Origin of the sequence: Caldicellulosiruptor acetigenus (genome assembly GCF_026914305.1) — a bacterium.
Taxonomy (GTDB): domain Bacteria; phylum Bacillota; class Thermoanaerobacteria; order Caldicellulosiruptorales; family Caldicellulosiruptoraceae; genus Caldicellulosiruptor; species Caldicellulosiruptor acetigenus.
The window spans coordinates 1788760-1815752 of the sequence record NZ_CP113866.1 but is presented as its reverse complement, the minus strand read 5'-3'; the positions used below and the strand labels follow the sequence as shown (position 1 = coordinate 1815752).

General features: G+C 35.2%; 23 protein-coding genes and 1 tRNA gene. 21 read left to right on the top strand and 3 right to left on the bottom strand.

Annotated elements, in window-relative coordinates:
• Positions 1-262: 262 nt before the first annotated feature.
• Positions 263-339: transfer RNA gene (locus OTK01_RS09065), tRNA-Arg, on the bottom strand.
• A gap of 193 nt (positions 340-532) precedes the next feature.
• Between OTK01_RS09065 and serS the strand changes: the two genes are divergently transcribed.
• Positions 533-1795: a serine--tRNA ligase gene (gene serS, locus OTK01_RS09060; protein WP_029228726.1), complete on the top strand. Its 1263-nt coding sequence runs from the start codon at positions 533-535 to the stop codon at positions 1793-1795.
• 36 nt (positions 1796-1831) lie between these two features.
• On the opposite strand, the gene OTK01_RS09055 is transcribed toward serS, so the two are convergent.
• Positions 1832-2542, bottom strand: a complete 711-nt coding sequence (locus OTK01_RS09055; protein ID WP_029228725.1) for a TVP38/TMEM64 family protein — start codon at positions 2540-2542, stop codon at positions 1832-1834.
• A gap of 238 nt (positions 2543-2780) precedes the next feature.
• On the opposite strand from OTK01_RS09055, the gene OTK01_RS09050 reads away from it, so the two are divergent.
• From OTK01_RS09050 to OTK01_RS08955, 20 genes are all read left to right on the top strand, one after another.
• Positions 2781-3356 (top strand): 2-oxoacid:acceptor oxidoreductase family protein, encoded by a 576-nt coding sequence (locus OTK01_RS09050; protein ID WP_013432013.1) that lies wholly within the window; start codon positions 2781-2783, stop codon positions 3354-3356.
• Positions 3356-3655 (top strand): 4Fe-4S binding protein, encoded by a 300-nt coding sequence (locus OTK01_RS09045; RefSeq protein ID WP_013290123.1) that lies wholly within the window; start codon positions 3356-3358, stop codon positions 3653-3655. The genes OTK01_RS09050 and OTK01_RS09045 overlap by 1 nt, the downstream gene beginning before the upstream one ends.
• 33 nt (positions 3656-3688) lie before the next feature.
• Positions 3689-4870: a 2-ketoisovalerate ferredoxin oxidoreductase subunit alpha gene (gene porA, locus OTK01_RS09040; protein WP_013432014.1), complete on the top strand. Its 1182-nt coding sequence runs from the start codon at positions 3689-3691 to the stop codon at positions 4868-4870.
• A 17-nt stretch (positions 4871-4887) separates the two neighbouring features.
• The gene (locus OTK01_RS09035; protein ID WP_029228724.1) at positions 4888-5826 is read left to right on the top strand and encodes a thiamine pyrophosphate-dependent enzyme; all 939 of its coding nucleotides are present in this window, start codon (positions 4888-4890) and stop codon (positions 5824-5826) included.
• Positions 5827-5974: 148 nt separating this feature from the next.
• A complete protein-coding gene (gene pheA, locus OTK01_RS09030; protein WP_029228723.1) occupies positions 5975-6793 on the top strand; it encodes a prephenate dehydratase in 819 nt (272 codons plus the stop codon).
• A gap of 35 nt (positions 6794-6828) precedes the next feature.
• Entirely contained in the window at positions 6829-7737 is a 909-nt protein-coding gene (locus OTK01_RS09025; protein ID WP_029228722.1) for a DUF2232 domain-containing protein, read from the top strand.
• Positions 7734-9737 (top strand): DHH family phosphoesterase, encoded by a 2004-nt coding sequence (locus tag OTK01_RS09020; protein WP_029228721.1) that lies wholly within the window; start codon positions 7734-7736, stop codon positions 9735-9737. Before OTK01_RS09025 ends, OTK01_RS09020 begins: the two co-directional genes overlap by 4 nt.
• 30 nt (positions 9738-9767) lie before the next feature.
• The gene (gene rplI / locus OTK01_RS09015) at positions 9768-10214 is read left to right on the top strand and encodes a 50S ribosomal protein L9 (RefSeq protein ID WP_013432019.1); all 447 of its coding nucleotides are present in this window, start codon (positions 9768-9770) and stop codon (positions 10212-10214) included.
• A gap of 25 nt (positions 10215-10239) precedes the next feature.
• Positions 10240-11583, top strand: coding sequence for a replicative DNA helicase (dnaB, locus tag OTK01_RS09010; RefSeq protein ID WP_029228720.1), 1344 nt, complete (start codon positions 10240-10242; stop codon positions 11581-11583).
• Positions 11584-11615: 32 nt separating this feature from the next.
• Entirely contained in the window at positions 11616-12866 is a 1251-nt protein-coding gene (locus tag OTK01_RS09005) for an adenosylhomocysteinase (protein WP_029228719.1), read from the top strand.
• A gap of 5 nt (positions 12867-12871) precedes the next feature.
• Entirely contained in the window at positions 12872-14158 is a 1287-nt protein-coding gene (locus tag OTK01_RS09000; protein WP_029228718.1) for an amidohydrolase, read from the top strand.
• A 34-nt stretch (positions 14159-14192) separates the two neighbouring features.
• A complete protein-coding gene (gene murJ, locus OTK01_RS08995; protein WP_029228717.1) occupies positions 14193-15749 on the top strand; it encodes a murein biosynthesis integral membrane protein MurJ in 1557 nt (518 codons plus the stop codon).
• 30 nt (positions 15750-15779) lie between these two features.
• Positions 15780-16970: a tyrosine--tRNA ligase gene (gene tyrS / locus OTK01_RS08990; RefSeq protein ID WP_013430705.1), complete on the top strand. Its 1191-nt coding sequence runs from the start codon at positions 15780-15782 to the stop codon at positions 16968-16970.
• Between the two features lie 118 nt (positions 16971-17088).
• Positions 17089-20169 (top strand): MMPL family transporter, encoded by a 3081-nt coding sequence (locus tag OTK01_RS08985; RefSeq protein WP_029228716.1) that lies wholly within the window; start codon positions 17089-17091, stop codon positions 20167-20169.
• 445 nt (positions 20170-20614) lie between these two features.
• Positions 20615-21484: a polymorphic toxin type 44 domain-containing protein gene (locus OTK01_RS08980; protein ID WP_029228715.1), complete on the top strand. Its 870-nt coding sequence runs from the start codon at positions 20615-20617 to the stop codon at positions 21482-21484.
• Complete coding sequence (locus OTK01_RS08975) at positions 21468-21956, top strand: DUF5412 domain-containing protein (RefSeq protein ID WP_014042706.1); 489 nt, start codon at positions 21468-21470, stop codon at positions 21954-21956. Before OTK01_RS08980 ends, OTK01_RS08975 begins: the two co-directional genes overlap by 17 nt.
• Positions 21953-22792, top strand: a complete 840-nt coding sequence (locus OTK01_RS08970) for a hypothetical protein (protein WP_269011593.1) — start codon at positions 21953-21955, stop codon at positions 22790-22792. Before OTK01_RS08975 ends, OTK01_RS08970 begins: the two co-directional genes overlap by 4 nt.
• 481 nt (positions 22793-23273) lie before the next feature.
• Positions 23274-24386 (top strand): NlpC/P60 family protein, encoded by a 1113-nt coding sequence (locus OTK01_RS08965; RefSeq protein WP_029229271.1) that lies wholly within the window; start codon positions 23274-23276, stop codon positions 24384-24386.
• Positions 24387-24600: 214 nt separating this feature from the next.
• On the top strand, positions 24601-25800 hold the full coding sequence (locus OTK01_RS08960) for a hypothetical protein (RefSeq protein WP_029229270.1): 1200 nt from the start codon (positions 24601-24603) through the stop codon (positions 25798-25800).
• Positions 25801-25836: 36 nt separating this feature from the next.
• Positions 25837-26250, top strand: a complete 414-nt coding sequence (locus tag OTK01_RS08955; RefSeq protein ID WP_269011592.1) for a hypothetical protein — start codon at positions 25837-25839, stop codon at positions 26248-26250.
• A 120-nt stretch (positions 26251-26370) separates the two neighbouring features.
• Here the strand turns inward: OTK01_RS08955 and OTK01_RS08950 are convergent, their stop codons facing one another.
• The gene (locus OTK01_RS08950) at positions 26371-26976 is read right to left on the bottom strand and encodes an FMN-dependent NADH-azoreductase (protein WP_029228140.1); all 606 of its coding nucleotides are present in this window, start codon (positions 26974-26976) and stop codon (positions 26371-26373) included.
• Between the last annotated feature and the right edge of the window lie 17 nt (positions 26977-26993).

Genomic DNA, 26993 nt, shown 5'->3' with positions numbered 1-26993 from the left:
CATAGATATCCAAAATACATCATTGTTGTAAAGTATTTATTTAATAAATATATACCACTCACATAGAAAAGTCAATGTATAATAAAAAACACTGCAAATAATACATTTATAAATAACCCTCACTTAATAAAAAGATTTTACAAAGTCTTTTGTAATCAATCTGCCTATAAAGTTTCAATTATGATATCTTAAATTAGGGAATATCGAAAGAAAGGAAAAAGATTTTTATAAAGATTTTTCAGAAAAGACTAAAAAGAGTTAATGGTGCGCCCGAGAGGACTCGAACCTCCGGCACATGGTTTAGGAAACCATTGCTCTATCCTACTGAGCTACGGGCGCACAACATTTTTGCAAACAATATAATACAACATTTTAAAGCTATTGTAAAGACTCTTGAGACAAAAATCAAAGTAGCTTGAGAAAAGGCACAAAAAATATTTACAACCTCTGAAAATACTGATATGATAAAATGTATACAGTTTGTCAATTTTCTTTGCTAAAAAATTACAATTACAAAGGAGAGGCGAGTGTAATGCTTGATTTAAAATATATAAGGGCAAACCCAGAAAAGGTCCAAGAAGGGCTTTCTAAGAGAAACAAAGACATTTCAATTGCGCCCATTTTAGAGCTTGATGAAAAGAGAAGAAAGCTTTTGGCGGAGGTTGAAAGCCTGAAAGCTTTGCAGAATCAAAAATCAAAAGAGGTTCCAAAGCTCAAAAAGGAAGGAAAAGATGTCACAGAGCTTATGAATGAGCTAAAAGAGCTATCTGATAAAATTAAAGAATTAGATAGCAGGGTCAAAGAGGTTGAAGATGAGATAGAAAAGATTTTACTCACAATCCCAAACATTCCTCATGAGTCTGTACCGGTTGGCAAAGATGATACAGAAAATGTTGAAGTAAGGCGCTGGGGTGATGTAAAGGTTCCTGATTTTGAGGTAAAACCGCACTGGGAGATTGGGATGAGTCTTGGAATTTTGGACTTTGAAAGAGCATCAAAGGTGTCGGGTAGCCGTTTTACATTTTACAGAGGACTTGGTGCAAGGTTAGAGAGAGCTTTAATCAACTTCATGCTTGACCTTCACATTGAAAAGCATGGATATACCGAGATATTTCCACCTTTTTTAGTTGCGAGAAAATCTATGATAGGCACAGGACAGCTTCCAAAATTTGAAGAGGATGCTTTTAAGACAACAGATGATTACTTTTTGATACCAACAGCAGAAGTTCCTGTTACAAATTACCATAGAGAAGAGATACTCAAAGAAGAAGATTTGCCAATAAAATATGTTGCCTACTCAGCATGTTTTAGGGCAGAAGCTGGTGCTGCTGGCAAAGACACAAGAGGGCTTATCAGACAGCATCAATTTAACAAGGTTGAGCTTGTGAAATTTGCAAAGCCAGAAGAGTCTTATGATGAGCTTGAAAAGCTCACAGCTGATGCAGAGGATGTTTTAAAGGAATTAGGACTTCCTTACAGGGTTGTGCTCCTTTGTTCGGGTGATTTAGGATTTTCTTCTGCAAAGACATATGATATTGAAGTTTGGATGCCAAGCTATGGAAGATATGTTGAGATTTCCTCTTGTTCAAACTTTGAAAGCTATCAGGCACGAAGAGCAAACATCAGATTCAGAAGGAAAGACGGAAAACTTGACTATGTTCATACGCTCAACGGCTCAGGCCTTGCTGTTGGCAGAACCTTAGCAGCAATACTTGAAAACTTCCAGCAAAAAGATGGAACTGTAGTTGTGCCGGAGGTTTTGAGAAAGTATATGGGTACAGATGTGATAAAGTAAAAATAGGGAAGAACAAAGGTAGCAGCAGTACATCATTTAAAGATTGCTGCTACCTTTTTTGTGCACACAATTATGAATGGTTTTTATGATTTTGTCTCTGTATACCACACCCAAGACAAACAAAATAGCAGCTGCAGCAGAAACTACAATTGCCATTGTGTAGTTTTTTTCTTCAAGGCTGCTTCCAATGTATGATGAAAAAAATATTCCTGGCAGTCTTGCAACGGCTACAATTGCAAAAAATCTTAGTGGTTTTATTGGCGAAAGTCCAGCAATGTATGTCAGAATGTCTTTTGGAAGTCCTGGAATTAAAAAGAGTAAGAATATGGCTATATCTCCTTTTGGTGAATTAATAAGCGAGTAAAATTTTCTGAGCTTTTCCTCGGAGACAATTTTCCTCACAAGACCAAATCCCAAAAGCCTTGTTATATAAAATACACACACAGAGCCTATCATAATGCCAATTAGCGAATATACTGTGCCAAGCAGCGTACCATAAAGGTATCCGCCAGAGATTTGCACAGCTTCACCTGGAATAGCAGAAATAATAACCTGAAGAATTTGAGTGAGGATGAAGACAAGTACACCAAGATGACCAAAAGACAAAACCCAGCTTTTAAATTTCTGCGGATTTGAGACAATATTTACAAGAAAATGAGAGTATCGTATGGCTACTGCCGTTGCCAGTAAAATAAATCCTGCAATTGCAATGATATTTAAGACAATTGAAAGATTTTTCCTCTTCACTTTTGCCCTCCAATGTCGTACTTAAGATGTTTTATAATATAACTCTCGCCATATTACTATAACCTACTTACAGATTCTTTGCAATCCCTAATCCAAATATATACAATTATGGTGTATTCAAAAATATGTTGATTTTTTAACATTCAAAATATATAATAAAAAGGTAAGTAGCCTTATAGTGATGAGTTTATCTTTTTCAAATAAAGTTTTCAAATGTTTTTTTGAGGGAGGTTTGAACATGGGCAAGATGATTGAAATAAGATGGCATGGTCGAGGTGGCCAGGGTGCAAAGACAGCTTCACTTCTTTTAGCTGAAGCTGCTTTCAACACAGGCAAATACGTTCAAGGTTTTCCTGAGTATGGTCCAGAGCGAATGGGTGCTCCTATAACAGCTTACAACAGAATAAGCGATGAGAAGATCACCATTCACAGCAACATTTATGAACCTGACTATGTAGTTGTTGTTGATGAAACATTAATCGGAAGTGTTGATGTAACAAAAGGGCTCAAAAAAGATGGTGCGATAATTGTCAACACTTCAAAGTCTCCTGAAGAAGTAAAGAAGATGCTTGGAAGCTTTGATGGAAAAGTTTACACAATTGATGCAAGAAAGATTTCAATGGAGTGTTTGGGCAAGTACTTCCCGAATATCCCTGTTCTTGGTGCAGTTATAAAGGTAACAGGAATTATTCCTGAAGAAGAAGCAATAAAGGATATGGAAGGGTCGCTCAAGCACAAGTTTGCAACAAAGCCAGATGTGATTGAGGGTAACCTCAAAGCGTTTGTTAGAGGAATGCAGGAGGTGCAAGGATAATGAGAAAGATGAAAATAACAGAAGATGTTACATGGAAGGAAATAACACCAGCAGGTGTAATTATTGACCCGGGTAATGCAGAGGACTTTAAAACAGGCGACTGGAGAACAATGAGACCTGTATGGCATGAAGATAAGTGCAAGCAGTGTCTGTTCTGCTTCTATGTATGTCCAGATTCATCAATAAAGGTCGAAAATGGGAAGATGGTAGGAGTTGACTATGACCACTGCAAAGGTTGCGGGGTTTGCACAGAGGTTTGTCCATTTAAAGCTTTTGATTTTGTAGAGGAGAAGAAATAAGAATTTTTGAATTTTAAGGAGGGGAAACTACAGATGGCTATTCGTGATAGACTTTCTGGTAACGAAGCGATAGCTTTTGCAATGAAACAGATAAACCCTGATGTTGTTGCCGCTTTCCCAATTACACCTTCAACTGAGGTGCCACAATATTTTTCTCAATATGTTGCAAACGGTGAGGTAGACACTGAGTTTGTTGCTGTTGAGTCTGAGCACAGCGCAATGAGCGCATGTATTGGTGCATCAGCTGCGGGAGCTCGAACTATGACAGCAACATCCTCACAAGGTTTGGCACTCATGTGGGAGATGCTCTACATTGCAGCGTCAATGAGACTTCCAATTGTTATGGCAGTTATAAACAGAGCTCTTTCTGGTCCTATTAATATTCACAACGACCATTCAGACTCAATGGGTGCAAGAGACAGTGGCTGGATTCAGATTTACTGCGAAAACAACCAGGAAGCTTACGACTCTTTGATTCAGGCAATAAGAATTGCTGAGCACAAGGATGTAAGACTTCCTGTGATGGTGTGCTATGACGGATTCATCACAAGCCATGCTGTTGAGAATATAGAGCTTTTGGAAGATGAACTTGTAAAGAAGTTTGTAGGTGAATACAATCCAGAGTTTTATCTTTTGAACGAGCAAAACCCAATTTCAATGGGTCCGTTAGATTTGCCACCGTACTACTTTGAGCACAAAAGACAGCAGGCTGAAGCTATGAGAAACGCTAAAAAGGTAGTACTTGAGATTGCAGAAGAGTTTGCTGCTTTGACTGGCAGAAAGTATGGTCTTTTTGAGGCATACAAGCTTGACGATGCAGAGGTTGCAATAGTTGTAATGAACTCAACAGCAGGAACTGCAAAGGCTGTTGTTGACGAGTACAGAAGCAAAGGATACAAGGTAGGTCTTTTAAAGCCAAGACTTTTCAGACCATTTCCTGTTGATGAGATTGTAGGGGCACTCAAGCACTTAAAAGCAGTTGCTATAATGGACAAGTCAGATGGATTTAACGCAGCTGGCGGTCCACTTTTCACTGAGATTACAAGTGCTCTTTATGGGAGAGCAGATGGTATAAAGGCTATTAACTACATCTATGGTCTTGGCGGAAGAGATGTCAAGACAGATGACATCGCAAAGGTTTATGACAGACTTCTTGACATTGTCAAGACAGGAAATGTTGGTGAAGTTTACAACTACATTGGTGTGAGAGAATAAGGAGGTGCAAAATAAAGATGGCATACAATATAAAAGAGCTTGCAGCAAGACCTGAAAGGTTTACAGGCGGGCACAGGATGTGTGCAGGGTGCGGTGCACCTGTTGCTGTAAGAGCAGTACTGCGCGCACTCAAACCAGAAGATAGGGCTGTTGTTGGTGTTGCAACAGGATGTTTGGAGGTTTCAAGCTGTATCTATCCATACACAGCATGGAAAGACTCATTCATCCACAGTGCGTTTGAGAACGCTGCTGCAACAGTTGCCGGTGCTGAGGCTGCATACAAGGTTTTGAAGAAAAAAGGAAAAGTCCAGGGCGAGTTTAAGTTCATCGCGTTTGGTGGCGACGGTGGAACATACGATATTGGTCTTCAGTCTCTTTCTGGTGCAATGGAAAGAGGACACAACATGGTATATGTCTGCTATGACAACGGTGCTTATATGAACACAGGTATCCAGAGATCTTCTGCTACACCGCTTTATGCTGATACAACAACATCTCCACAGGGAAAAGTGATTCCAGGTAAGATGCAGTGGAGAAAAGATTTAACAGAAATAATGGTTGCGCATGGAATTCCGTATGTTGCACAGACAGCTTTCATCACACCAAACCTCAAAGACTTAATTGAAAAGGCTGAAAAGGCACTTTATACAGATGGACCAGCATTTTTAAATGTTTTGGCTCCATGTCCAAGAGGTTGGAGGTATGAGACATCAAAGCTCATTGAAATTTCAAAGCTTGCAGTTGATACATGTTTCTGGCCACTTTATGAGGTTGTAAATGGTCAGTACAGGCTCACATACAAGCCAAAAGAAAAGCTTCCTGTTGTTGAGTTTTTAAAGACTCAAGGAAGGTTCAGACATCTGTTCAAAAAGGGAAATGAACACTTAATTGAGCAGATTCAGCAGGAAGTTGACAGAAGATGGGAAAGACTTTTAGAACTTTGTGGTGAAAAATAAGCGATATAATGTATAGCAAAAGCAAAAAGGCTCTCTGCCTGAAAAGTTTAAAGTAAATTTTAGGCGGGGAGCCTTTTTGATATGTTTGTCTTTTATACTTTCACAATCAATGTTAAAATATATAAAAAGCAGGTTATGAGGTGAAAAGGTGAAGGTTGCATATTTAGGTCCTATTGGTTCATATTCATATGAAGCTGCAAGAAGATTTTTTGGCAAAGAAAGAGAAAAACTTATCGCATGCGAGACTATAGATGATGTGTTTGAGACCATTGAAGAAAATAGAGCTGAGTTTGGAGTTGTTCCTGTTGAAAACTCCATTGAAGGAAGCGTCTCAACAACCCTTGATTATCTGTTAAAATCCCAGGTTTATATAGTAAAAGAGATAGTTTTGAAAGTAGAGCATTATCTTTGCGCAAGAGAAGAGAAAGAACAAATTTTAACAATTGCCTCACATCCGCAGGCGTTTTCTCAGTGCCATGACTATTTGAGAAAGAATTTTAAACAGGCAAAACTGATACAAGTTAGCAGTACATCATATGCTGCAAGGATGTGTGCAGAAGGTGAAGTAGACGCTGCAATTTGTTCATCTTTTGCAGCACGGCAAAATAATCTTAAAATCTTGGCTGGGCCAATAAACCACGATAACAATTACACAAGGTTTTTTATTATAAACAAGAATGCTAACTTTGAAAAGGGCGAGAAAAATAAGACATCAATTATCTTCTCAACCTATGATAAGCCAGGAAGTCTTTACAAGATTTTGGCTATTTTTAATCTTTATGACTTAAATTTGACAAAGATAGAGTCACGACCGGCAAAGACCAATCTTGGTGAGTATGTGTTTTTTGTTGATATAGATGGATTTGTGGATGAAGAAGATGTGAGTGATGCACTAAAGGTGGTTCAACGAAAATCTACATTTTTTAAGCTTTTAGGTTCCTATTCTGTTGTTTGTCCAGATAAATGAGATGATAATAAATTGAGGATGGATGTGAAAGATAGATGAACAATAAACTTTTAAAAGAAGGGTTTATTTTAATTGCTTTTGGAGTTTTTCAAGTTATTTTATTTTTACTTCAGTTTAATCCCATTTTGGCTTTGGTAGGTTTTCCTCTTTATGTTGTAGCAGTAAAAGAGGATTTTATAAAAAGGATGGTTATATCATATGCCATTTCTGTTCTAATTCTTATGATTATTGGTAAATCTCCAATTAATTTTCTTTTTCTCTTAATTACATTTATCTTGCCCATATGCGTATTTTTGCTTTTGCAAATTTCAAAGACCACTGTTATGGATTTTGCAACGCTGACAGCAGGATTTTTGCTCTACCAGGTGCTTGTTATAAAAGCTATAAAGGTTCTTTATAAGAAAGATGAAGTTGCCCAAGTTCTTTCTCTTTTAAAGGGGATGTTTGAAAGTTATTTTAGAGTAATTGGTGACGACAATCTCTCAGATAGGTTAGTTGAATTTTTTAAACTCATGATGCCTGGATTTGTAATTGTTGAAGCAATCGTATTTGCGCTTTTTGGATATTATATTGCTAAATTTGTTGCAAACAAAGTTGGAATTCAGAAGGAGTTTTTACCTTTTTCAAAGCTATTTATGCCCAAAGAAGTTACAGTTGGAGTTGTAGTATTCTTTATTCTTTCTCTATTTCCAACAACCGTTGGTGCTTTTTATGTTGTTGTGAGCAATATGATAATAATCCTTTTATTGCTTTTGTTTATTCAGTCACTTTCTTTGATATATGCGGTGATAGAAGAAAAGATTAATTCACAATTTATTAGAGGCTGGCTTTTTACAGTTTTAATCATATTCGGTATGCAATTTTTAATTTTAATGATATTTATAGGTTTTCTGGACCTTATACTTGATTTTAAAAAACGCAAACCAAAGAGGGTGGAATTGTGAAAGATAAAAAGTCTCACTTAAGATTTGACTTTTCTGTCTCCCAGGCAGGTTTTATACTTTCTTTACTTTTTGATTTTATAATCCTATATTTTGATATCAAGATTGGCTTAATTTGTCTTTCACTGATTGTTCTACTTGCCATTTACAATTTGAGGCTCAACAGAAAAAAGAACAAACAGCTTTTAGAATATATAGAAACTCTCACTCTTAACATAGACACAGCATCAAAAGATACACTCTTGAAGTTTCCATTTCCGATTCTTATTTCAGAGTACAATGGGGATATAATATGGTACAATCATAAATTTCTAAATACAGTAAAGAACAAAAAATTGATAGGCAAAAATCTCAAAGATGAGCTTCCTGAGCTTTATTCAGCCGTTTTGGAGGGAAAAAATAAGATTGAAAAGTTTGAATATGAAAGTGCTTTCTTTGATGTTTTGGTAACCATTGTTGAGGTGGAGGAAGGGAAGAACGAGAAGAGGTTTTTGAACCTATTTTACTTTGTTGATGTTACTGATTTTGTTCTTCTTCAAAAGAAATATGAAATACAAAATGTTGTTTTTGGTTATTTGACCATTGACAACTATGAAGATGTTCTGAATTCAGCACCGGAGGTATCTAAATCTTCTATTGTTTCTGAGATAGAAAAACGTATCACTGATTGGTTTTACAATCAAATAAGGTCAGATGTGTTTTTAATGAAGTATGAACGGGACAAGTACTTTTTTATATGCAATAAAGAAGCCTTTTACAAGATGCAGGAAAGAAGATTTAATATTTTGGAGCAGATAAAAGAAGTAAATTTGTACAATAAGATAATTCCTACCATAAGCTGCGGTATTGGCATAAGGCAAGACTCTATATTCCAGGCACAAAAGGATGCAAAAACAGCTCTTGACATGGCACTCAGCCGCGGCGGTGACCAGTTTGTAATATTTCATGATGGTAAATTTGAATTTTTTGGAGGTAAAACAAAAGAACACGAAAAGCGTTCAAAGGTGCGCTCACGTGTTATGGCACAGACAATAAAAGAGATTGTGAAACATTCTGATAAGATATTTATTATTGGCCATCAGTATTTTGACCTTGACTGTCTGGGTGCAGCTGTGGGTTTGAGTAAGTTGTGCCTAAATTTGGGTAAGGAAGTGTACATTGTAATTAATTCTTACAATCCTACGATTAAAAACTTTCTTCAGATGCTACTTGATGATCCTCAATATCAGAATATAATAATTGACCAGCAAAAAGCTTTGAAGATGAAAACAAAAACCTCTCTTTTGTTTGTGGTAGACACTCAAAGAACAAGTTACATCGATATTCCAAACATGATTTTGGAGTTTGAAAAGATAATTGTAATTGACCATCACAGAAGGCCTGCCGACTGGATAGAACAGGCTCTCATTTGCTATTCAGAAACATACGCTTCATCTGTATCTGAACTTGTTGCAGAGCTTTTGAGCTATGAAGGGATAAAACTGAAAAAATTTGAGGCAGAGATACTATTGGCGGGCATAATGATTGACACAAGAGGATTTACAAAAAATGTTGGTGTGAGGACTTTTGAGGTTGCAACGTACCTCAGAGAGAATGATGCTATGCCGGAAGCTATTAAAGAGTACTTAAAAGAAGACTTGGAAAGCTATATTTTAAAAAGTCAGCTCATTTCGAACCTGGAAATCATTTATAGCAATATTGCGCTTGTGGTTGATTATTCACAAGTGTGCCGGGATAATGTTATAATAGCAAAGGTGGCAGATGAGCTTTTGAACATAAAAGGGATTGACGCTTCTTTTGTTGTGTGCAAAATAGAAAACAGTGTGCTAATAAGCGGCCGGTCGAATGGAAAGATAAATGTTCAGGTTATATTAGAAAAAATTGGCGGTGGAGGTCATTTAGAGACAGCAGGAGCAAGGCTTGAAAACAGAAGCATTGAAGAGGCAAAAGAGGTTCTTTTAAAGGCCATTCAAGAATATATTAACGAAAACAGAAACATCTAAATTGAAACAAAAAGGAGTGTGTATTCTAAGATGAAGGTTGTACTTTTGCAAGATGTAAAAGGACTTGGGAAGAAAGATTCAATAGTTGAAGTAAACGATGGGTATGCCAGAAACTATTTAATTCCAAGAAAGATTGCTCTACCGGCAACAGAAGGGTTAGAAAAGCATATAAAAGAAAAGAAAGAGGCTGAACAGAAGAAAAAGGAAAAAGAATTGCAAGCTGCAAAGGATTTGGCAAGTAAGCTTGAAAAGAGCCAGATTATTATAAAAGCAAAAGCAGGTGAAAATGGAAAGCTTTTTGGTTCTATAACAAACAAAGAGATTGCTGATGAGATAAAAAAGCAGCTTGGGTTTGACATTGACAAGAAGAAAATAGAGCTTGATGACCCTATAAAGCTTATCGGAAGCTATGATGTTGTTATTAGACTATATCAGGGAGTTGTGGCAAAGCTTAAAGTTCATGTGACAGCAAGCTAAGTAGATTTGAGGAAGTGAGTAAAAGATGGAGCCCGACATTGTTCAAAACCAGGGTCAGATGCCCGAAAGCCGCGAAGCAGAAGAAGCGGTTGTAGGTGCAATGCTTTTGAGCCGCGAGGTAATTTCTGATGTTGCAGAGATTTTGACAGAAGAAGATTTTTCAACGCCACAGCTTAAAGAGATTTTTGCTGCTATAATGGACCTTTTTGAAGAGGGCAAACCGGTGGATGTCATAACTGTAGCTGAAAGACTGAGAGAGAGAGGAACATTCGATGCGATTGGAGGAAATGAGTATCTGACAAGCCTTGTGATAAATACTCCGACCACTGCAAATGCTACATATTATGCAAAGATTGTTGAAGAAAAATCGCTACTTAGAAAGCTCATAAACTCTTCAATGAAGATTATTGAAAAGTGCAAGAGCCAGACAGAAAGAGTTGAAGACATTGTTGATTTTGCTGAAAAGACAATCTTCAATGTGATTTCTCACAAAAATTCAAAAGATTTTTCTCATTTAAAAGAGATATTAATTGAAACATACAACAAGATAGAAGAGTTGTATCTCAGAAAATCACATATCATAGGTGTGCCCACAGGATTTGCTGAGTTTGACAGAATGACAGCAGGTCTTCAGCCATCAGACCTGATACTTATCGCAGCAAGACCTGCAATGGGCAAGACAAGTTTTGCGCTAAACATTGTCCAGCACGCAGCTTTGAGAGCTGGTGTGCCTGTTGCTATTTTCAGTCTTGAGATGTCAAAGGAACAGCTTGTAACCCGTATGATTTGCTCAGAAGCAATGATAGACAGCCATAAGCTTAGAACTGGCAACTTAGAGGATGAAGAGTGGAAAAAGTTTGCAAAGGCTTTAGCACTTTTGTCAAACGCTCCAATTTATATTGACGACACGCCTGCCATAACAGTTTCTGAGATGAGGGCAAAGTGTAGAAGGCTCAAGCTCAAAGAAAAAGGGCTTGGTCTTGTGATGGTTGACTATTTGCAGCTTATGACTGCTCGTGGCAGGTTTGAAAGCAAACAGCAGGAGATTGCCGAGATTTCAAGGTCATTAAAAGCCTTGGCAAGAGAACTAAATGTCCCAGTACTTGCTCTTTCACAGCTATCCCGTGCACCTGAAACAAGGGCTGACCACAGACCGATTCTCTCTGACCTTCGCGAAAGTGGGGCAATCGAGCAGGATGCTGACATTGTTGCGTTTTTGTACAGGGATGAGTATTACAATCCTGACACTGACAAAAAACACATAGCAGAGCTTATAATTGCAAAGCACAGAAATGGACCCACTGGTACAATTGAGCTTCTTTTCTTGGACAAACATACAAAGTTCAAAGATTTGGAGAAAAATAGATAAGTAAAATAACTATAAAATCAAAAAAGGGTGTGATGCTGTTGTCAATTATCAAAGATTATTCTTTGTGGGAAGATGGGCTCAAAAAAATTAACTGGGCAAAAAGGTTTATGCCTATTTTGAATCAGATAAGAAAAGAGTATGAGGATAGAAAACCACTCAAAGGCTTTAACGTAGCAATTTCTGTTCATCTTGAGGCAAAGACGGCAAATCTTGCCTTGCTTTTGAAAGACTTAGGTAGCAATGTATTTGTAACAGGGTCCAATCCTTTATCTACTCAAGATGATGTTGCCAGCGCTCTTGTTCATGAGGGCATTGAGGTGTTTGCAATAAGAGGTGTGGATTCATCCGAATATTTTAATCATCTTGAGAAAACTCTTGAAAATGATATAGACCTAATCATTGATGATGGCGGAGATTTGACGTATCTTCTTCATACCAAGCGAGAAGATTTGGGAAATAGAATAATTGGTGGCTGTGAAGAGACAACAACAGGGGTAATAAGGCTCAGAGCCCTTGAAAGGGAAGGCAAGCTCAAATTCCCTATGATTGCAGTCAACAATGCTTATTGCAAACATCTTTTTGACAATCGAATTGGAACTGGTCAGTCTACTTGGGATGGGATAATGAGAACCACAAATATAACAGTTGCAGGTAAGTATGTGGTTGTTGCGGGATATGGTTTTTGCGGCAAGGGAATTGCTAAAAGAGCCCAGGGACTTGGTGCAAAAGTGATAGTTAGCGAGGTTGACCCAATCAAGGCTTTAGAAGCGTATATGGACGGGTTTGAGGTAATGAGGATGCAAGATGCTGCAAAGATTGGGGATATATTTGTTACTGCAACAGGGTGTAAGGATGTGATAAGGTATGAACATATTTTGCAAATGAAAGATGGAGCAATCTTGTGCAACAGTGGGCATTTTAATGTTGAGATTGATATTACTACGCTTGAGAAAAAGGCAGTCAAAAAGTACGAGGCAAGAAAAAATATCCAGGGGTATCTTCTTGAAAATGGCAAAGAGGTTTTTGTAATAGCAGAGGGAAGGCTTGTCAACCTTGCAGCAGCAGATGGACATCCAATTGAGATTATGGATATGTCATTTGCAATTCAAGCACTGTCAAGTATATACGTTGTCCAAAATCATAAAAAATTGGAAAAGAGAGTGTATAACGTTCCAGAGGAAATTGACAGGTTTGTTGCTGAGGTTAAATTAAGGTCTCTTGGGATTGAAATAGACAGGCTCACACCTGAGCAGGAAAAATACCTTGAAAGTTGGGAAGTGTAAGTAAAATGGATATATTGATTAAAAATGCTACAATTATTACTTGTAATGCACAAAATGAGGTTCTAAAGGGTGATATTCTTATCAAGAGTGGCAAGATTGCAAGGATAGCAGAAAATATAGAGCTATCTATTTATGAGCAAGCTTGTGTTAAAGTCATTGAAGGAAAAGATTTAATAGCCATGCCGGGACTTATAAATGCCCATACACACTGTGGTCAAACAGTTTTGCGTTCTTTTGCAGATGATTTGCCTTTGTACGAGTGGTTATTTGAAAAGATTTTCCCGGCAGAAGAAAAGCTCACGAAAGAGATGATTTATTTTTCTTCTCTTCTTGGTATTGCAGAGATGCTCAAAAGTGGCACAACAATGTTTTTTGACATGTATTTTCATGAAGATATGACAGCAAAAGCTGTCCAGCAAACAGGTATAAAGGCAGTTTTATCACGAGGACTTCAGACAGATGAAAAAGAAGATCTTAGACTTGATGAGACAAAAGAGCTGATTTATAATTATTCAAGTGACAAGATAAAAGTGTTTTTCGGCCCACATTCGGTTTATACATGTTCATATGAGCTTTTAGAAAAAGTTGCACAGCTTGCACAGGAGTTTAAAACAGGTGTGATGATACATCTTAGTGAGTCAGAAAATGAAGTTAATGGATGTTATGAAAAATATGACATGTCACCTGTAAAACTATGCAATCAGGCAGGGCTTTTTGATACAATTTGTATAGCAGCACACTGCGTGTATGTCGATGATGAGGATATCGAAATTATGGCAGAGAAAAATGTATCTTGTGTTTACAACCCGACAAGCAATCTCAAGCTTGGCAATGGCTTTGCACCTGTGCAAAATATGATAAAGTCTGGTGTAAATGTTGCCATTGGCACAGATTCTGCAGCAAGCAACAATAACTTGAATATGCTTGAAGAGATGCACATAGCATCTTTGCTTGAAAAGGGAATGTATAGGTTATCAGATATTTTGAATGCACAGCAGATTCTAAAGATGGCAACAGTAAATGCAGCCATAGCAGCAGGTATAAACAAGACAGGCGTTCTTCAGGAAGGTTTTTGCGCTGATATAGTACTGCTGAAAGCAAATGATTTTAACATGCTGCCATGTTACAATCCGATTTCAAATGTTGTTTACAGTAGCAATCCTTCGAATGTGTATGCTACAATAGTGGATGGTCAGATACTTTACATGAATGGAAAGCTTTTTACACTTGATGAAGAGGCTCTTGTAAAAGAGGTAAAGAGCATAGAGAAGTTTTTGAAAGAGAGTGTTTAGAAATCTTTTTAAGCCATGAAAGGAAGGACAAGAATTGCAGTATAAAAAGGCAACAAAAATAGCATTGCAGCTTTTTGTTGTAACAGTCTTTACAAAACTAATAGGATTTATAAGAGAGGTAGTATTTGGTGCAAGGTTTGGTACAAGCGTAAAGGCAGATGCTTTCCCCCTTGCACTGCAGCTTCCGAACATCCTTTTTGCTTCTATTTTTGCTGCTTTTTCAACCTCATTTATACCGTTTTACACAGATATACGTGAAAAAAAAGGCGAGGATGAGGGAATAAAATTTACAAACAGTGTGATAAATACATTGCTTCTTGCATCAAGCATTGTTGCAATCTTTGGCTTTATCTTCTCAAAACAACTTATTATGCTTCAAGTGCACCAGAGTAAAGAACTCCAGATAATGTATGCGTCAAGAATTTTAAAAATCACAATCTTTATGATAATATTTACAAGTTCAGCAAACATACTTCAGGGTTTTTTGCAAGCAAATGGGAACTTTACAAAGCCAGTACTATCAAGCATTCCTTTTAATCTCTCAATTTTTGTCGCGATATTTTTATCATACTTTGAACCGTTCAAGAAATTTGATATATATATAGTGGCAGTAGGATTTGTTGTCGGGTATTTTTGGAGCTTGGTTTACCAGCTTAATAACTCAAAGAAATATGGCTTTAAATTTTATCCTGTGGTCGGGCTGAAGGATGAAAACATAAAAAAGATGATAAAATTTTCTTTCCCGGTTTTCATAAGCAGCAGCATGGCTCAGCTTTACACATTCATTGATAGATACCTTTTGACAGGGACATCAACCGGTGCTGTTGCGGCTGTTGCATATGCAGGGAAGCTGAACGATGTGGTGGTTGGAGTTTTTTCATCCTCAATTTCTGTTTTAGCTTTTTCAACCCTCTCTAATCTGCAGGCAAAAGGAGATAAAGAGAATTTTAGAAAGTTCTTTGTTTCTGCTGTAAACTCGATTATTCTGATGATGATGCCGTTTGCCATAGGTGGAATAATTCTATCGAAGGAGATAACAAGACTCATTTACCAGAGAGGAAATTTTACCATTGAGTCTACCTTGCTTACAGCCTCACCACTTATGTTTTACTGTTTGGGTTTTGTAGGCCTTGGTCTTAGGGATATGTTAAATAGGACTTTGTATGTTTTGAAGGATTCAAAAACAGCTGTAAAAAACGGTGTCATTGCTATTGTTTCCAATATTATACTTGACATAATATTTATTCATAAGTTCAAGCACACCGGTGCTGCTATGGCATTTGCTTCGGCGAACTACATTGCAGCAGTTTTATTGTTTATTTCTCTTAGAAAAAAACTTGGTTCAATTGGCTGGAAAAGGATTGCAGGTGTGTTTGTAAAGGCGCTTGTTGCAAGCTTAGTAATGGGCGTCTTTGTATATGCATTTAAACAAAAATTTATTTATTTAACAATGCCATTTAAATACTTTGCCATTTATACCTCGGCAAGTATTTTGCTTGGAATGGGAATATATGCAGGGCTTATATACCTTTTGAAGGTAGAAGAAGTAGGTTTGATTGTTAAAATGGTAAGAGAAAAATTTGGAATTTGAAAAACTACAGAAAGGGGAAGAAGCTTTAAGATGGATATCGAACATCAATTGAAGGTTTTTAAAAAAGGTGCTGCTGAGATAATTACAGAAGAGGAGCTTGTTGAAAAGCTAAAGCAAGACAGACCATTAAACATAAAACTTGGTCTTGACCCGAACGTGCCAGACGTTCATCTTGGGCATGCTGTTGTTTTAAGGAAACTTAAACAGCTTCAGGACCTTGGACACAATATAATCTTGATAATTGGTGATTTTACTGCAATGATTGGTGACCCGACAGGAAAGTCGGAGACAAGAAAACAGCTTACAAAAGAAGAGGTCCAAAAAAATGCAGAGCCTTTCAAACAGCAGATTTTAAAGATTCTTGACCCGCAAAAGACCACAATAAGATATAACAGTGAATGGCTTGAACCCATGAACTTTTTAGATGTAATAAACCTTGCATCAAAATACACAGTTGCAAGAATGCTTGAAAGGGAAACTTTCAGACAGAGAATGGAAAAGAACCTTCCACTTTCTATCCATGAATTTTTCTATCCACTTATGCAAGGTTATGACTCTGTTGTGATTGAAGCTGATGTTGAGCTTGGTGCAACCGAGCAAAAATTCAATATATTGATGGGAAGGACGCTGCAAAAGGAGTATGGATGCAAAACAATCCAAGTTGCACTTTTGATGCCCATCTTGGTTGGAACAGACGGAGTCAACAAGATGAGCAAAAGCCTTGGAAACTATATTGGAATTAACGAACCGCCAAATGTAATGTATGGAAAAGTGATGTCAATCCCTGATGAGATTATGATTTCGTACTATGAACTGACAACCGATTTAGAGCCTGAAGAGATTGAGGAGATAAAAAGAAAGCTTGAAGAAGGAACTTTGCATCCAAGGGATGCAAAGATGAGACTTGCAAGAGAGATAGTAAAGCTTTACCATGGCGAGGAGGCGGCGCTGAAAGCTGAAGAGGAATTTATAAAAGTGTTCCAGAAAAAAGACATACCAGATAACATTCCAGAGGTTGAGCTTGAGAGCTCCAAGGTTTACCTGCCAAGGTTTATGGTAGAAAATAAACTTTGCTCCTCTACGAGTGAGGGAATGAGGCTTATAAAAAGCGGTGCTGTTAAACTCAACGGTGAGAAAGTAAATGACCTTGACATTGAACTTCAAAACGGAGATGTCTTACAAGTTGGGAAACTCAAATTTGTGAAGATAAAGCTTTTGTAAAGGGTTTTTCCTTTGCAAAAGCTTTATTTTTAGTTATTAAATTGACTTTTAGTCATTGACGATTGGCTAATATATGTGGTAGAATAACTTGTGTAATTTTTTCAAAGAGGTGAGGTGTGTGAAACAGGTTTTAGAGCGACCATGGATAAGTGTTACAATATGGGCAATTTTAACAGCTGTATTTTTAATTACAATGCCTGATATTAACAAGATAGTAAGACTAAAAGGTGAACCCAAAATTGGGCAAACTTATCCTTCTCAAGTTGCTGCTGTATTAGAAAAAGAGTTTCAAGGTGCACCAAAAGATAAAAAACTTTCAACAATAGCTATGGTCTTTTATAATAAGAGTGGGTTAACAAAAGATGATATTACAGCAGCAAAAAAGATAATTGATGAACTTGAAAAAAACAAAGAAAAATACAATATTCAAAGCATTTCAACTCATTTCAAAAATCCCGAACTAAAAAACTACTATGTATCAAGTAACAACAAGGTTATCATTGCAAGCATTCAAGCAGATAAAACAAAGAGAGAAATTATTGAGATAAGAGATGATATATATAGACTGATAAACTCGACTCAAAAGCCAAAGAGTCTTGAAGTATATCTTACAGGTGGAGATTTAATTACCCAGGACTTTGTAAAAGCATCTGAAGATGGTGTTAAAAAGACAGATGTTATTACAATAGTGTTTATCATAGTTGTTTTGATTCTTGTATTTCGATCACCTGTCACCCCAATTGTTTCACTTTTAACAGTTGGTGTTTCGTTTTTAATCTCACTTAGCATAGTTGGACACTTGGCAGATAAGTTTAATTTTCCAATCAATACTTTCACAAGAACATTTATAGTTGTATCTTTGTTTGGAATTGGTACAGACTATAACCTTTTGATTATTTCAAGGTTTAGAGAAGAGCTTGCAAATGGAAAAGATGTTGACGATGCGATACTTACGACATTTAAAACGGCAGGGAAAACAGTGATATTTAGCTGTCTTGCAGTTTTTACAGGGTTTGCGGCTTTTGCAGCAGCATCTTTTAACTTTTTCAGAGCCATGTCAGCAATTGCAGTAAGTGTACTTGTCCTTTTGCTTGTGCTTTTAACCTTGGTTCCAGCAGTGCTCAAAATTTTTGGTAAAAATCTTCTCTGGCCATTTAATAAAGAAATACAGCACACCCATAGCAGACTCTGGGAAGCTGCTGCAAGACTTTCAACTAAATATCCTTATGTGGTGTTGACAACAGTTATTTTAATCTTAATACCTTTTCTCTTATCAGTCAGAGGCGATTTGTCATTCAACACACTAAATGAGCTTTCTGAAAAGTATAAATCTGTAAAAGGATTTAATATAATTTCAAAGAACTTTAGCAGCGGAAAAACATTTCCTGTTACGATTTATTTAAAAGCTAATAAGAACCTGGCAACTTCAGATGCACTGTCTGACATTGAAAAAATAACTGAGATATTGAGCAGGCAAAAAGGCATAAAAGATGTGTATTCAGCTACAAGACCTCAAGGAGAGATTATAAAACAATTTACTTTGTCAGACCAAGCAGATACTGTTATAAAAGGTATTGATAGTTTGAAAGATGGCCTTTTGAAAGTAAACAATGTAATTGATACTATAAACAAAAATTTAAATGTGTCAACAAAAGAATTTGATGTTCAAAAACTTGTAAGTGGCATTTCACAGCTTGAGAATAGCGTATATGAATTGAAAATTGCTTTAGAAAAGCTAAATGGTGGATTTGAACAGGGTTTAAATGGTTCGAAGAAGATATATGATGGTCTTAATAAGCTTTCAAGTGGAAGCAGCAAACTGTCTGAAGGTTTTAAAGAATTCTACTCTGAATATACAAAGTCAATAAACAAAGTAAAAGGAGAATTACAGGGATTTGATGTAAATCAAATTGAACTTTTATTGACAGGTATTAATACTGCTAATAACAATTTAAAAGCACTTTCAAATAAGTATCCAGAAATCTCAAAGGATATCAATTATATTATGGCCTCTGAAATTCTATCAAGAATTGAAACTGAAACTAATAAGCTTGCTCCAAAGTTAAAAGAGTTTTCATCTGAATATGAGAAGATTTCAGCCCAGATAAATGAAGCTGACAAGGCTCTAAAGCTTATTTCAACTTCCATTGATAGCATAGCCTCAGCTTCAAAACAGCTTGCAGATGCTCAAGGTAAGGTTCTAAGTGGCTACAATCAAATTGACAAAGGTCAAAAGCAAATAATCTCAGGCGTAAATCTTATGTATTCAAAGCTTCAGGAGTTTGACAAACAAAAAGAACAGATTCTAAAAAAAGTGGATGAACTTCAGACTGGGTTTACAAGTTTAAAATCAGGACTTTTGCAGATTTCTGATGCACTTAACAAGATGGCAAATTCTATGCAGAGTATGAAGAGTTATTTTGAAGGATACAAGACAACAAACATCTTTTATGTTCCACCAGAGGCTATAAAAAGTAGTAGCTTCAAAAAGGCTTTAGATTCATATATGAATAAAGATAGAACAATAACAAAGATAATCTTGATTCTTGACACAAACCCATATACAAACAAAGCAATTGATGTTGTTGACAACGTGGAAAAAGTTTTGAAAAATTCTTTAGAGTTTGTAGACACTAAATTTGTTTCATGGGGAGTTGGAGGAATATCATCAAGCAACCACGATTTGAGAAGCATTTATTTTAAGGATTTCAAGACTTTAAGACTAATAATGATAATAAGCATATTTATTCTCATGTTCATTATTTCAAGGTCAATGTTCAATGCTATAGTAATGGTAATAATAGTTTTTGCCGACTACTACCTTGCACTCTCTATCACAGAGATGATTTTCAAAGGCATTTTCAAGTACGAAGCACTCAACTGGAGCGTGCCATTTTTCACCTTTGTTGTGTTCTTAGCTCTTGGAATAGACTACAGTGTATTCTTGCTGATAAGGTTTTATGAATATAAAGACTTGGAGATAAATGAGGCACTCAGGCTTACCTCAGCAAATATAGGACATGTAGTAACATCTGCAGTGATAATTTTAGCCGGCACATTTGCGGCAATGCTGCCATCTGGGATTTTGACACTCATGCAGGTTTCCATCTGCGTTGTGATAGGTCTTGTTTTGCTTGCGTTTTTCCTGCTACCGTTTTTGTATAATAGTTTGATGAGGATAAAAAGGGATATAGTCTAAAAAAGCATCTTTGAAAAAATTAAAAAGCTGCTTCCAAGGGAAGGGAGCAGCTTTTTATTTGCATAAAAATGTGAGAAAATTGAAGAAATTTAGAGATATTTGAAGAAAGAGAAAGCTGATAGCAAAAAATTGCTTAAAATTAACTAAAAAAAAAAGTTTGACAGGATAAAAATTAATAAAGTAAAATTAAGGTGAAAATACCAAGGATGATATTAATAAGTATAGAAATTTGCATATATCCTTTCGCGAATAAGATAGATTATATGCAAATAGGATGGTATACCAGGAAATATTAAAAGAAAATATTGCAACAAGTTTATGTCTGCTACTATTATATGTTTATTTGTTTTTCCGTAACTTAAAAGATTTCAACTTACAATGGCATCAACCGCTCATGGGCGCTCATGAAGGGATGCAAAATAAAATAGGTAGGTGGAATAGGAATATGAAAAACCGTAAAAAGAAGGTAGCTTTTTTAAGTATCATGACGATTTTTGTATTTATATTTAATGTATTTAACTTCTCTTTATCATATGCTGAAGATGAAAAATATAAAGTAGTCGGCAACTATACATTGCAAGATAGTAAATTGATAGCAAGTTTGTTCGACATTAATAGTCTTATACTAAAAAATCCCAAAAATTATTTAAAGATTAATGATGATGGAAGTATTACTGTCAATGAATCAATAAAAGATATAGTCAAAGACGATAATTTAATATTAAAGTATAAAGAATGCATAAAATACCTTAACTTAGCTATAGAGGAAGGGATTATAGAAGTAAAAGATGATTTTAGTATACAGCTTTCTGAAAATATCCAACTAAAAAATAAAAGTGTAAAAAGCAATAAAAATTCAATTGTTATTCAGCGTGATCCAGATGAGCCAGAGCGTGTATATTTGATAGAAATGTGCAGAGCTAATGTAAATGAATTGAACAGTATTTATTTATCAATATTAATAGTTAGTGGGAATCCTGTTTTAGCATATTCTGCAAAAGTTGCATATTGGACATCTAAAGTAAGAGAAGGTGGTGATTGGGATTACAAAAGAATATATGGATGGAATAAATTATATAAAATTGTTGTTAATGGTAAGATAGAGTATATTCATGGAGAAGATATTGGTAATATTCATTATGGATATACAGGTAGATCATTACCTCTTCCAGCAGAAGTTTTATGTTCAGCTGCTGGACTTGTTCAAATATTATCTGGAACATGGGATATCTCTTACTATAAAAGCTATTTTGATGATCCGAAAGATCAAGAAGCAATTAGGAAAGGGATATCATGGTATGAGCAGGGTTTATAAATCTAATGGTTCAGCTAAAGTAAACAAAGGTTCTTTTAAAAGAATATTAATCAAATTACTGAAGACAATATTAATGCTCATATTATTATTTTCTTTTTTTGTCTACTGGCTATTTTTTGATATAAACAGACTTCCACATGGCGAATTTTTAAAGGAATCTTTATCCCCCGATGGGAAATATAAAATTAAATTTTACTTAATCAACGGCGGTGCAACAACAGCATATGGAGTTAGAGGAGAGCTGTGTTATAAAAATGGCTTAAAAATTAGAAACATATACTGGAACTACCCGGAAGATAAAGCTGATGTTAAATGGATAAATAATCATGTAGTTATAATTAATGGTCACAGATTAGACATTTTTAAAGACTCTTTTGATTTTAGAAAAGAATCTTTAAAAAGGCTGATAGAAAAACTTCGAAGTAAAAAACAAAAATTTCCCGGTATGTGGTTAAGGGAGAGAATTTTATGAAAAGGAAAACAACTGTTATATTTACGACAGTGGTAATTTTGGTTTCAGTAGCAATAGGTATTTTAGTCAAGGGAGATTTTCTTAATGGATTTAAGGAAGGAGAAAAATACGTCAAAGGTATGTTCCCACAGGAAGGAAGTATAACAATTCAAGATAATCAGATTTATTTTAACGATGAGAAAATGACAACTGACAGTGACAAAAAATCTTTTCCAGTATTATCGCCAGATAAAACAAGAGTCGCCTATTATATCTCTGACATAAACAATGAAAGTATAGGTATTTTAGAACTTAAAACAAAAGAAATAAAGAAAATTCGTTTAGAAAATATTACTTTTTCATCTGTAAATGGTTTAGAGTGGCTCAACAACAGTATGATTGGATTTTACGCTCATGTTAATCCAAGCTTGGATGTCTATTGTTTGCTTGATGCAAATAAATTACAAAAAGTAAAAGAGTATTATGGGATAGGATTTGCTTGGGATAGTCGGAAAGAAAATATTTATTATGCTTTGCCGAAACCACATTTTTTAAATCTGAAAGGCAGAGAAAAGATTTATAAAAATGACCAGGTCATTTTTGAAACATCTGATAGTGAAAGTATTCTCAAAGGTCCTTATATATCTGAAAATAATGATATTGCATTCTACACGAAAGATATAAATGCTGAAGATGAAGTGAAGCTTAATATAGGCAAAGTTAAAGATGAAAAGATTGTAATAAATAAAAGAGTAAAATGGGACAAAGAAACTGGAGCAATGACGTTTACTGATAATTCTATTCAGATTAGAAGTGACAGTGGAATAAAAGAGTATAAAATTGATGATATAAAATAACAAATTTTGTATTATTCTTTGATAAGAAGAAAAAAGATATAATCTAAAAAAGAACTTCGAAAAAATAAGAAAGCTGCTACCAGAAAAGGTGGCAGCTTTTTATTTACATGGAAGTGTAAGAAAATTTAAGAGATTTAGAGATATTTAAAGAAAGAGAGAGCTTATAGCTGAAAAATGCTAAAAAATTGATTAGAAGAAGTAAAAAACGCGTTTGACAAAATAAAATTACCAATGTAGAATTTAGGCAAAGATAGTAAGGTGGATATTAATAGATATAACAATTTATACATTGTCTTATCAAAATAATATAGTTTATATACCAACAGGTTGATTTGCTATTTGGTATTAAACCTGTATATGATTAAAATTATTTCTTAAGAGGTTATAGCTTACAATGGCATCAACCTCTCATGGGCGCTCATGAAGGGATGCAAAATAAAATAGGTAGGAGTTTGAGGTAAATGATAAAGGTCCATTTGTTGTGCTTTCTGGAGACAAAATGACAACATGTTTTTTAGCTAAAGATATCAACAAAAGTAAGTTGTATGTAGCAGAAGAAAGAGAAGGAGTATTTTCGTCTGATGGAAGCGTGAGTGAAGTAAAAGCTTCTGCTTGTAAAGCGAGCGTAGATGCAAGTGAAGCTTTTGAATTTCCAAGATGGCTTGTTAATGAAGATTGTGCTTATGATTATATTGGTAAGAGAGGTTTTATTCAATTCTGGAAGATAACTAACGATTACGGTGAATGGATAGTCAAGTTAAATTCAAAAACAAAGAATATTGAAGGACTTGTTAAGATTCCAGATGGTAAATATTATTTCCCAATGAGTGATGCGGTTCTTGAAGGCGATGATATCTTTGTATTGTTGCCGTGTGAAAAGAATGTGTATGTATTAAAAGTGGATTCATGGATGACAAGTGCACAATATATGAAGTACACAGAATCTGTAGAAAGTAGAGTAAATTTAATCGAGAGCAAAAACGAAACAATACAATTTACGGAGCAAACTAAATATACTGTAAGTGCTTCAAGTATAACGAGAGACCAAATAATGTCAACTGCTTTCCAATACAATAATTACAAATGGTATTGTTCAAAACAAAATTATGATGGTTCAAAGGCCGCAAATTCTAATTTGTGGCGAAGACCAAGTTTTATAACATCGTATAATACTTACTATTATCAGGTGCCATATTGTTGGGGTGGAGGACACTCTCTATCAGAGTTTGAACAGAAAATTAAGGATGGTTATGCTGCAGGAAATGTTTATACTAATACTAGTTCATATTTGGATGGAACAACTGGGGTCGATTGTGCAGGTTTTGTTAGTAAATGCTGGGGGATGTCTGGTAGATGGAGTACTTATGACATAATGAAATATTGCAGTAAAATCAGTTTCATTGCTTTGCAAAAAGGAGACGCTTTATGTAACAGTGGTCATGCTATGCTATTTTATCAAAGGGATGCTTATGGCAACTATATAGTATATGAGAGCACAACTGGAGGTTATGATCGAGTTATCCATCGTGCACGAAGCAAGTCTGATGTAGAAGGTTCATATGGTGCATACAAATGTCTTTTTGTGACAAATTAAATATATTTTTTTGTTAATTTGCATTATGCATAAAAATGATGCCTCTTTTGTGTTTATATATTTAATTGACCACAAGGGAGGATTTTCATATTTTTTAAGTTTAAATTATTAGGTTTAAGATTTTAAGCAAATTTATTGCAAACGTATTAAATAGATTAGTATTAAAGTAAAATTTAATTAAATTTTATATCAAAAAAGAGAAAGGATGTGAATAATGAAGTCAAATAACAAAGTTACTATAAAAAAGCTTCTTTTTGCTGGGCTGATATTATTTGCAATAGTTTTACTTGGATTTTTGTATGCATATTTTCAATTAGGCATTGAAAAAATTGGATATGTAAAAGTATTAAATAACAAAAATCGAAATGTGTTATATGGTAGAGAGTTTGAGGGAAGACTAGTTGACAGCCGTGGAAATGACGATTTGTTGTTCAAATTCAAAACAACTGATGCTGAGATTGACAAGAATTTTACGCTTTTTCCACGTCGATTTTTTGCATGGGGAAAAAATTATGTAGCTTATACACAAAATTTCAAAGAAATAATTCTGGTTGATTATAAAACCAAAAAAGAAGTATGTAGGCAGGACCTAAATGAGAGGGTTGAGTTTATTAATGTAAACAAGGAAAAAGAAGAATTTGTAATAGCCACTGAAAAAGCACTGTATGTATTGAAATATCAGAAAAAACAGGGTAATGAGAAAAAATCTCCTTTCATATTGGCACGTATAGCAGAAGGTAAATTTTGCTGGCCGTCTCTTTCGTGTGATAGCAGATATATAGTGTGTGGGGAAAATAACAATAAGGAAAACTATTCAGCTACATCGTTTGTTTTGATTGATTTGCAGAATAATACAAAGAAAAAGATTATCTCTGAAAAAATAGGTAATTTACCCTTGACACAAGATTATAGATTGATATTTTCTACTGCCATAAGCAACGATAATAAGTGGGTTGTAATTAGCACCTCCTCATCGGCATCTCCACCATATGTATATCTAATGGCTGTAAACTTAAAAAGCGGAACTGTAAGAGAATTTTCTGGAAATACAGGTTTATGCAACTCACCAGGTTTCTTTATTTCAAATGATAAATACATGTTTGCACAGGGAGAACCAGAATATCGAGAATTTGGGGATTATTCTTCTATTATTGACCCATTTAGATCAAAACCGGTTATTCTTGACCTTAATACTGGAAAGTTGGAGATTGTTAATGATGTGCCCAAAGATATTAATGCCTATTGGCCGATATATGGAAATGATAAAACAATTTATTTTATTGACAGAAACTATCAGTCATTTATACCTAATAAAATTTTTGACACCAATATTTATAGACTAAGAAATAAAAAGATTGAACTATTATTTCAGATAAAAGGCGGTATTGTAAGTTATGATGTGATTTCAAAGTGAAGCTTTTATATTAATCCAAGCTTGGATGTCTATTGTTTGCTTGATGCAAATAAATTACAAAAAGTAAAAGAGTATTATGGGATAGGATTTGCTTGGGATAGTCGGAAAGAAAATATTTATTATGCTTTGCCGAAACCACATTTTTTAAATCTGAAAGGCAGAGAAAAGATTTATAAAAATGACCAGGTCATTTTTGAAACATCTGATAGTGAAAGTATTCTCAAAGGTCCTTATATATCTGAAAATAATGATATTGCATTCTACACGAAAGATATAAATGCTGAAGATGAAGTGAAGCTTAATATAGGCAAAGTTAAAGATGAAAAGATTGTAATAAATAAAAGAGTAAAATGGGACAAAGAAACTGGAGCAATGACGTTTACTGATAATTCTATTCAGATTAGAAGTGACAGTGGAATAAAGGAGTATAAAATTGATGATATAAAATAACAAAATTTGTATTAAAAAGTTATAATAATATTTCTCAATCAAAACAAAAGGGGCTACATCCACCGAGATTGCAGAGAGCCCCTTTTCTATTTAGTGCATATTTTTCCATGCTTCGCATTTTCAAAACCTTTTTGCTATCTCCTCAGCCTCTTTCAATACGTTTGAAATAATCTTTTCTACATCCTCACCCACAATGTCAAGCCGTTGAGCTGAAATTAGCTGAAAATCATCCACTCCCATGAATCCTAAGATTGTTTTAAGGTATCTATTTGCCATTTCAAAGTCCGAAAATGGCGGTGTTTTGTATTCTCCACCTGTTGCCATGATGTGGACTGCTTTTTTGCCTTTTAAAAGTCCAACAGCACCTTGTTCGGTGTATTTAAATGTTATTCCTGAAACTGTGATGTAGTCTATATACGCCTTGAGGATTGCAGGAATGCTCAAATTCCACATAGGTGCTGCAAACACGTACTTATCAGCTTCAAGAAACTGATAAGCATACTTCAAAATAGGATGATTTTTAGAAGACTCAGTCTTTGGAGCAAATATATCGTTGATATCCTCTGCAGTGAGAAAATGAATTCCTTCTTTGTAAAGGTCCAAAGTAATAATTTCATCATTTGGGTGAAACTCTTTGTATACCTTTATAAAATGTTCTGAGATTATAAATGTCCTTGAACTTTGGTCGCTCTTTGGATTAGCCTTTATATACAGTAGCTTTGCCATTCTGAACTTCTCCTTAC

Coding starts and splice junctions, on each gene's coding strand:
- serS (WP_029228726.1), top strand. CDS start 533: ATGCTTGATTTAAAATATATAAGGGCAAACCCAGAAAAGGTCCAAGAA.
- OTK01_RS09050 (WP_013432013.1), top strand. CDS start 2,781: ATGGGCAAGATGATTGAAATAAGATGGCATGGTCGAGGTGGCCAGGGT.
- OTK01_RS09045 (WP_013290123.1), top strand. CDS start 3,356: ATGAGAAAGATGAAAATAACAGAAGATGTTACATGGAAGGAAATAACA.
- porA (WP_013432014.1), top strand. CDS start 3,689: ATGGCTATTCGTGATAGACTTTCTGGTAACGAAGCGATAGCTTTTGCA.
- OTK01_RS09035 (WP_029228724.1), top strand. CDS start 4,888: ATGGCATACAATATAAAAGAGCTTGCAGCAAGACCTGAAAGGTTTACA.
- OTK01_RS09025 (WP_029228722.1), top strand. CDS start 6,829: ATGAACAATAAACTTTTAAAAGAAGGGTTTATTTTAATTGCTTTTGGA.
- rplI (WP_013432019.1), top strand. CDS start 9,768: ATGAAGGTTGTACTTTTGCAAGATGTAAAAGGACTTGGGAAGAAAGAT.
- dnaB (WP_029228720.1), top strand. CDS start 10,240: ATGGAGCCCGACATTGTTCAAAACCAGGGTCAGATGCCCGAAAGCCGC.
- OTK01_RS09005 (WP_029228719.1), top strand. CDS start 11,616: ATGCTGTTGTCAATTATCAAAGATTATTCTTTGTGGGAAGATGGGCTC.
- OTK01_RS09000 (WP_029228718.1), top strand. CDS start 12,872: ATGGATATATTGATTAAAAATGCTACAATTATTACTTGTAATGCACAA.
- tyrS (WP_013430705.1), top strand. CDS start 15,780: ATGGATATCGAACATCAATTGAAGGTTTTTAAAAAAGGTGCTGCTGAG.
- OTK01_RS08980 (WP_029228715.1), top strand. CDS start 20,615: ATGAAAAACCGTAAAAAGAAGGTAGCTTTTTTAAGTATCATGACGATT.
- OTK01_RS08975 (WP_014042706.1), top strand. CDS start 21,468: ATGAGCAGGGTTTATAAATCTAATGGTTCAGCTAAAGTAAACAAAGGT.
- OTK01_RS08970 (WP_269011593.1), top strand. CDS start 21,953: ATGAAAAGGAAAACAACTGTTATATTTACGACAGTGGTAATTTTGGTT.
- OTK01_RS08960 (WP_029229270.1), top strand. CDS start 24,601: ATGAAGTCAAATAACAAAGTTACTATAAAAAAGCTTCTTTTTGCTGGG.
- OTK01_RS08950 (WP_029228140.1), bottom strand. CDS start 26,976: ATGGCAAAGCTACTGTATATAAAGGCTAATCCAAAGAGCGACCAAAGT.